We start from the raw sequence: 7,283 nt of genomic DNA, 5'->3' as shown, positions 1-7,283 counted from the left end.
CACAAAATCCCAACACTAACCTCATCCTATAACGGCATTGTGTTGGGGTTGCCGGTGAACGAGCTGAACGCGTCACCCAGCCACGGCTGTTCGCTGTAGGCGCTGCTCAGCGGCTGCGCCCCGGACTCTCCCGGGATGCCGCGGAGGATGGGCACGCCGGCGCTGCCGGACTCGATGGGCATGGTCAGCGCGATCCGCTGGTCGAACGCGCCGACCGCGAACGCGCCCTTGCCGTACCGCGAGCAGCCGGTGACGCCCACCGCGTCGGCCTTGAGGATGCTGCCGCCCGACTGCTCGATGACGTCGATGATCCGGCTGGCGCCCCAGGCCCAGGCGGCCAGGAGCCCGGTGCCGCTGGTGTTGCCGTAGATCGTGTAGAAGGCGCCCTGCTTGTTGTTGCGTGGCGTGCCTTCCTTCCCGACCGCCAGCGGGTCGTAGTTGATGACGGCGGCGCCGGCGGACCTGATGGTGGCCGTGTCCGCGCCGAACCCGCCGAGGACGATGACGGCCGGGAAGGGGCCGGTGCCGGTCGGCAGCTGGACGCTCGCCGAGAAGCTGGCGCTGCGGCCGTTCTGCGAGACGTTCACGGTGATGTTGGTGCTCGACACCGTGCCCGTCACGGTGGCCGGCTTCGCCGGTTTCTCACCGTAGACGTAGCGTTCCGCCATTCTTCTGATCTCGGCCCGGCGGCACCGCCACTGGGACGTGCTGGAAATGCGCGTGCCGTCCAGCTTGCGGAACGGGTCGGGCAGGCGGGAATTGGCGGGCAACGAACCGGGCAGGGTCACCGCGCAGTCGGCGCCGTCGTCCTCGACACCCGCCGCGGCGAGCGCGGTCGCGGCTGTCGGCACTGTCGGCACCGCAGGAGTTGTCGTTGCCAGGCCGGCGAACGCGAGTGCCGCACCGGCCAGCAGGGCGAGCGACGGACGGAACCTGGCACGGACCGAACTGGTGATCACCAGGGCCTCCTTTCCCGGTAGTCACACACTGAACGTCACCCGCGCAATTCCGAAATTCTCGGAAACGTCCTGGAAATAGTCTAAGTCGGAAGAATGATTCCGGTCAACCGCATCAACGATCAGCGCGAAAGCGTCCGAAACATTTCGGCGCACATTTGGGAGCGCGCACGCAAACGGCCGTTCACGCGACTCGCGGCACCGCATCACCACGCTGGCAATGTGCGCGCTCACATGCGAGTCGCCGGTCAAAACGGGAACCGTGGACCCAGTCGGCACCATTGCCACTCAGGCGCGGGACACCGCATAGTGTTAACGCTCACTTCGCTCCACTCCAACGACGCAAGGAGCCGAAGCATGGTCACCCGCAGGACCGTTCTGACCGCGGCGGCCGCCGCGGTCGCGGGCAGCGCGCTGGGCGCCCGCGTCGCGAGCGCCGACACCACCGTCGCCGTGGACCCCACCGCCAACTACGGGACGTGGGAGGGCTGGGGCACCTCGCTCGCCTGGTGGGCCAACGTCTTCGGCGACCGCGACGACTTCGCGAACCTGTTCTTCACCACCGGCACCGTGTCCTACGGCGGCGCGGCACTGCCCGGTCTCGGCCTGAACATCGCCCGCTACAACCTCGGCGCGTGCAGCTCGAACAGCGTGAACGGCGAGACGATGGCGGCCTCGCCGAACATCCCGCGGTTCAAGCAGATCGAGGGGTTCTGGCAGAACTGGACGGTCACCGACCCGGCCCAGTGGCAGTGGGCGGCGGACGCGAAGCAACGCGCGGCGCTGACGAGGGCCGTGTCGCGGGGCGCGACGGCGGAGCTGTTCGCGAACTCACCCATGTGGTGGATGTGCCTCAACCACAACCCGTCCGGCGCGGCGGACGGCGGGAACAACCTCCAGTCCTGGAACTACCGCCAGCACGCCGTCCACCTCGCGGAGACCGCCCGCCACGCGCGGGACAGCTGGGGCGTCACCTTCCGCACGGTCGAGGCGTTCAACGAGCCCTCCGCCACCTGGTGGAACGCCAGCGGCACGCAGGAGGGCTGCCACATCGACGCGAGCATCCAGCGCACGATCGTGTCGTACCTGCGCGAGGAGCTGAACAACCGCGGCCTGACCGGGGTGCGCGTCTCCGCCTCCGACGAGTCCCTCTTCGATCAGGCACGCACGACGTGGGGCGCCTTCGACGCCACGGCGCGGTCGGCCGTGGCGCAGGTGAACGTGCACGGCTACCAGTACGAGAGCGGCCGCCGCGACCTGCTGTACAGCGACGTGCACTCGGCCGGGAAGATCCTGTGGAACTCCGAGTTCGGCGACGGCGACGGCACCGGCCTGCGGATGGCGACCAACCTGTGCCTGGACTTCCGCTGGCTGCACCCGACCGCGTGGGTGTACTGGCAGGTGATGGACCCGTCCGCCGGCTGGGGCCTGATCCGGTACGACGGCAACTCGCTGCAGGCTGGCGCGGTCGAGACGAAGCTGTACGTGCTGGCGCAGTTCACCCGGCACGTCCGGCCCGGCATGCGGATCCTCGGCGCGGGCACGGACAACGTCGTGGCCGCCTACGACACCGCGGCCCGCCGGCTGGTGCTCGCCGCGGTGAACACGGGCGCCGCGCAGACGATCACGTTCGACCTGTCGCGGTTCACCACGGTGCCGACCGGCACGATCACCCGCTGGAGCACCGTGACCTCCGCCGGTGGCGACCGCTATGTGCGCCGGGCCGACGTGACGCCGAGCGGAAAGCTGGTGCGCCTCGCCTTCCCGGCCGGTTCGGTGCAGACGCTCCAGCTCGACGGCGTCGCGCTGTAACCGCGCTGGGATGTTGTGGGAACCGCGTCCTGCTCGTACATTGATTCTCTGGGAGCGCTCCCAAAGACGTGTCCGCTCACCCGACAGGAGCACACATGCGCTGGAGAACAGGTGCTGTACTCGCGGCCGCGGTCGTGGCCGCGGAGCTGACCGCGACAGGACAGGCACCCGCGGCGGTCAGCTGCCCGAGTGGCGCCTTCTGCGACGGTTTCGAGACCCAGTCCGGTCCGACCCCGTCCGGGGACTGGACCACGGTCTTCCCCAACTGCCAGGGCACCGGCACGGCCACGGTGGACACCACCACGGCACACGACGGGACCAGGTCCCTGCGAATCGACGGCCGGGCCGGCTACTGCAACCACGTGTTCGTCAGCACCACCCGCGGCATCGGTGGGTCCGCCGTGTACACCCGCTTCTTCGTGCGGCACACCACCGCCCTGCCCGACGCGCACGTCGCGTTCCTCGCCATGAGGGACAGCGCGGACGGCAACAAGGACCTGCGCATGGGCGGCCAGAACCGCGCCCTGCAGTGGAACCGCGAGTCCGACGACGCCACCCTGCCCGAGCAGAGCCCCGTCGGTGTCGCGCAGAGCGTGCCGCTGGCGGTCGGCCAGTGGACGTGCGTCGAGTTCGGCATCTCGGGCTCGGAGCTGCGGACCTGGGTCAACGGCACGGAGGTCGCCGGCCTGCACGCCGACACCACCCCGACCCCGGACGTCGACTCGCAGTGGCTGCGGCGCGGGAACTGGCGCCCGGCGCTCACCGACTTCCGGCTCGGCTGGGAGAGCTACGGCGTCGGCGACGACACCCTCTGGTTCGACGACGTGGCCCTGGGCACCACCCGCCTCGGCTGCGGCACAACCCGGAACTAGGCCTGTCCCGTGGATCCCAGCGCAAGGTCCGCACCCGCCCAACAGTTACCTCAGGGGAACGTGACGGCACTCAGCCACAATCCACCTCCACACCGGCACCCTCGCCGGAAGGCAACCAACACATAGAAGCGCGGGGAGGCGGGCTAGACGCGGGCTAGTGGCGGGCTGGTCGGGTACGCTCCGCCCGTGTGAGGATCGGTGTGCTCGGCGCCGCCCGGATCGCTCCGGCCGCGCTTGTCAGGCCCGCGCGGGCCGTGGACGGGGTGGAGGTCGGGGCCGTCGCGGCGCGGGACCGCGGCCGGGCCGAGGCATTCGCCCGCCGGCACGGTGTGCCGGCGGTGCACGGCTCCTACGCCGACCTGCTGGCCGACGCGTCGCTGGACGCGGTCTACGTCCCGCTGCCCAACGGACGGCACGCGCGGTGGACGCTGGCCGCGCTCGATGCCGGCAAGCACGTGCTGTGCGAGAAGCCCTTCACCGCCAACGCGGCGCAGGCGCGGGAGGTGGCGGCCGCCGCGGAGCGGACCGGGCTGGTCGTGATGGAGGGGTTCCACTACCGGTACCACCCGCTGGCCCAGCGGATGGCCGACATCGTCCACAGTGGAGAGTTGGGCGCGGTCCGGCGCGTCGAGACGGCGATGTGCTTCCCGCTGCCCGTGTTCTCGGACATCCGGTACGACTACGACCTCGCCGGCGGCGCCCTGATGGACGCCGGCTGCTACGCCGTGCACTGCCTGCGCCTGCTCTCCCCCGGCACGCCGGCCGTCACCACAGCGAGGGCGCTGACGTTGCGGCGGGACCGCCGCATCGACCGCGCGATGACCGCGGAGTTCGATCTCGGCGGTGGGGCGACCGGGCAGGTCCACGCGTCGATGTGGTCCTCGACGCTGCTGCGGCTGCGGGCGCGGGTCGCCGGCGAGCGCGGCACACTGGTCGTCGACAACTTCGCCGCCCCGCACGTGTGGTCCAGGTTCACCGTGACGGTGGACGGCCGGCGCCGCCGCGAGCGGTTCACCCGCGAGGCGACCTACGTCCACCAGCTGCGTGCCTTCGCCGCCGCCGTCGGCGGGGAGCCCACCAACCTCACCCCGCCGGCGGACTCGATCGCCACGATGTCCCTGATCGACGACGTCTACACCGCCGCCGGTCTCCCGCTGCGTTCCTGAGGTCTAGACCACAGCTCGTTCCTGCGTTAATTTAAGGCTTGTATTTAGCCTCGTCGGGGAGGAGCCGCCATGGTGTCCGGTGCTCTCAAGCGGTTCGCGGTGCTGGTGGCGGTGCTCCTGGGCGCGGGTGTGCTCGTGCCCGCGCAGGCCAGCGCGGCGACGTTCAGCGTGCTCGCCTTCTACAGCGGCACCTGGGACGCCGCCCACATCAGCTTCGAGAACGAGGCACGGCCGTGGTTCGCCCAGCAGGCGGCGGCGAACGGCTACACGTTCACCGCGACGACGAACTGGAACCAGCTGACGACCGTCACCCCGGCCCAGTACCAGGTGCTGATGTTCCTGGACGACCAGCCGCAGTCGGCCGCGCAGTTCCAGGGCTTCCAGCGGTACATGGACGCGGGCGGCGGCTTCTTCGGCTTCCACGTCACCGCGTACAACGACGACACCACGCCGTCGTACGCGAACTGGTTCCACAACGACTTCCTCGGCACCGGCCGGTTCGCGACCAACACCTGGGGCCCGACCGCCGAGACACTGCGGATCGAGACCCACGCCCACCCGTCGACGGCGAACCTGCCCGCGACCATCCAGTCGTCGGTCAGCGAGTGGTACTCGTGGGAGCGCGACCTGCGGCAGAACGCGAACATCCAGGTCCTGGCGTCGCTGGACGCGTCGACGTTCCCGGTCGGCGACGACCCGAACCAGCAGTGGCACGGCGGCTACTACCCGATCATGTGGACGAACAAGAACTACCGCATGCTGTACGCCAACTTCGGCCACAACGCGATGAACTACGACACGAACACGGCCCTGTCCTCGACGTTCGCGAGCGCGGACCAGAACCGCTTCATCCTCGACGGCCTGCGGTGGCTCGGCGGCTCGACCGGCACCGACCCCGGTAACGGCGACCTCTCCCCCACCGCCTGGTACACGGTGACCAGCCGCGCGAGCGGCAAGTGCGTGGACGCCCGCGCGGCGGCGAGCGTCAACGGCACGGTCGTCCAGCAGTACACCTGCAACGGCACGAACGCCCAGCACTTCCAGTTCCAGCCCACCGCCGGCGGCTACGGCCGGATCAACAGCCAGCTCAACGCGGCCCAGGCCCTGGACGTGACGAACGTGTCGACGGCTGAGAACGCGCCGATCCAGCTGTGGGCGTACGGCGGCGGGCCGAACCAGCAGTGGCAGTGGGTCGGCGAGGGCGGCGGCTACTACCACCTCGTGAACCGCAACAGCGCCAAGTGTCTGACCACCCCGGGCGCGGCCGACAGCGTGCAGCTGGTGCAGGCGACCTGCACGGGTGGCGCGAACCAGTCCTTCCGCGTCGCCTGAACCCGCGACCGCGAGGTGTTGATCTGTCGGGTAGAACATCACTAGGGTGTGGCGCGCTCGGTTAATTTCCGACCACAGGGACGTGATGCCATGCGCCGCCGTGTCTATCTCGCCGCCGGAGCGCTCGTCGCCGGTGTCGTTCTCACCCCCACGCCGGCGGTCGCCGCCGCCGCGCCGACGACGCTGCCCGCGAGCCAGTACACGCTCAGCGCGAACTACACCCAGTTCAACACGGTCAACGCCGCACTCGTCTCCACACTGGGCACCGCGCCCGTCCACACCGTGATGGACAACGCGAACCACGACCGCACGGCCCTGCCGTCCTCGTTCTCCGTCGCGGGCCTGTCCACCGGTTTCCGGTTCGACAGCGGGGACAACTCCGACTGCGCGAACTACCCGCAGGGCATCACGACCAGCCGCGACGCGGTCGGCACGGCCAACAGCGGCAACTACGACGGTCACCAGCTCGTCGTGGTCAGCTGGTACACCAAGGACTCCTGCGACGGTGACCAGGAACGCAGCCGCATCACGCTCGTCGACTGGGACGCCACCTACCCCAACAAGTACCGCAAGGTCCTGCTCGTCGAGCCGACCGGGAGCGCGACGACCCCGAACTTCAAGGACATCCCGATCCACGCCGGCGGCGTCTCCTGGTACGGCGACTACCTGTACGTCGCCGACACCGGCCACGGGATGCGGGTGTTCGACATGCGCAAGATCCTCAAGACGAACACCGGCGGCACCGCCGACCAGATCGGCCGCCAGTCCAGCGGCGTCTACTACGCGCACAACTACGCCTACGTCCTGCCGCAGGTCGGCACCATCACCGCCGGCACGACCTCGGGTACCAACCTCGCGTGGTCGTCGATCTCGCTGGACCGGCCCACCAAGTCCATCGTGATGGTGGAGTACACCTGCTCGTCCGGGTGCACGTCCTACCCCAACCGCGCGCCGCGCGCGGTTCGCTTCCCCTTCGCCTCCGGCGCGACGACGTTCGCCGCGTCGACGACGGCGAGCCAGGCACTGCAGCTGCCCTGGTACAACCTCAACGGCGTGGCGTCGCACAACGGGCGGTGGTGGTTCAACTCCTCGGGCCAGAAGAAGCTGTACTACTGGGCCCCGGACACCGGCTCGGCGACCTACTC

Annotated in this window: 6 protein-coding genes; 5 read left to right on the top strand and 1 reads right to left on the bottom strand. The window is 69.7% G+C overall.

The features are described from left to right. Positions 1–26 precede the first annotated feature (26 nt). A complete protein-coding gene (locus ACJ73U_RS16070; protein ID WP_407778427.1) occupies positions 27–959 on the bottom strand; it encodes a hypothetical protein in 933 nt (310 codons plus the stop codon). Positions 960–1,313: 354 nt separating this feature from the next. Here ACJ73U_RS16070 and ACJ73U_RS16065 point away from each other — a divergent pair, with 354 nt between their 5' ends. The 5 genes from ACJ73U_RS16065 to ACJ73U_RS16045 all read left to right on the top strand — a co-directional run. Next, positions 1,314–2,768 carry a hypothetical protein gene (locus ACJ73U_RS16065; protein WP_407778426.1) on the top strand — a complete coding sequence of 485 codons (1,455 nt, stop codon included), beginning with the start codon at positions 1,314–1,316 and terminating at the stop codon, positions 2,766–2,768. 95 nt (positions 2,769–2,863) lie between these two features. Continuing rightward, complete coding sequence (locus ACJ73U_RS16060) at positions 2,864–3,640, top strand: hypothetical protein (RefSeq protein ID WP_407778425.1); 777 nt, start codon at positions 2,864–2,866, stop codon at positions 3,638–3,640. Positions 3,641–3,828: 188 nt separating this feature from the next. Continuing rightward, entirely contained in the window at positions 3,829–4,806 is a 978-nt protein-coding gene (locus ACJ73U_RS16055) for a Gfo/Idh/MocA family protein (protein WP_407778424.1), read from the top strand. Between the two features lie 69 nt (positions 4,807–4,875). Beyond that, positions 4,876–6,138: a ThuA domain-containing protein gene (locus tag ACJ73U_RS16050; RefSeq protein ID WP_407778423.1), complete on the top strand. Its 1,263-nt coding sequence runs from the start codon at positions 4,876–4,878 to the stop codon at positions 6,136–6,138. Positions 6,139–6,228: 90 nt separating this feature from the next. Then, positions 6,229–7,283 (top strand): hypothetical protein (locus tag ACJ73U_RS16045; protein WP_407778422.1); only part of this gene is annotated, 1,055 nt, incomplete at its 3' end.

The sequence above is a fragment of the Actinophytocola sp. genome (assembly GCF_045807065.1).
In the GTDB taxonomy this organism is placed as follows: domain Bacteria; phylum Actinomycetota; class Actinomycetes; order Mycobacteriales; family Pseudonocardiaceae; genus Actinophytocola.
This window is presented reverse-complemented; position numbering and strand designations above follow the sequence as displayed.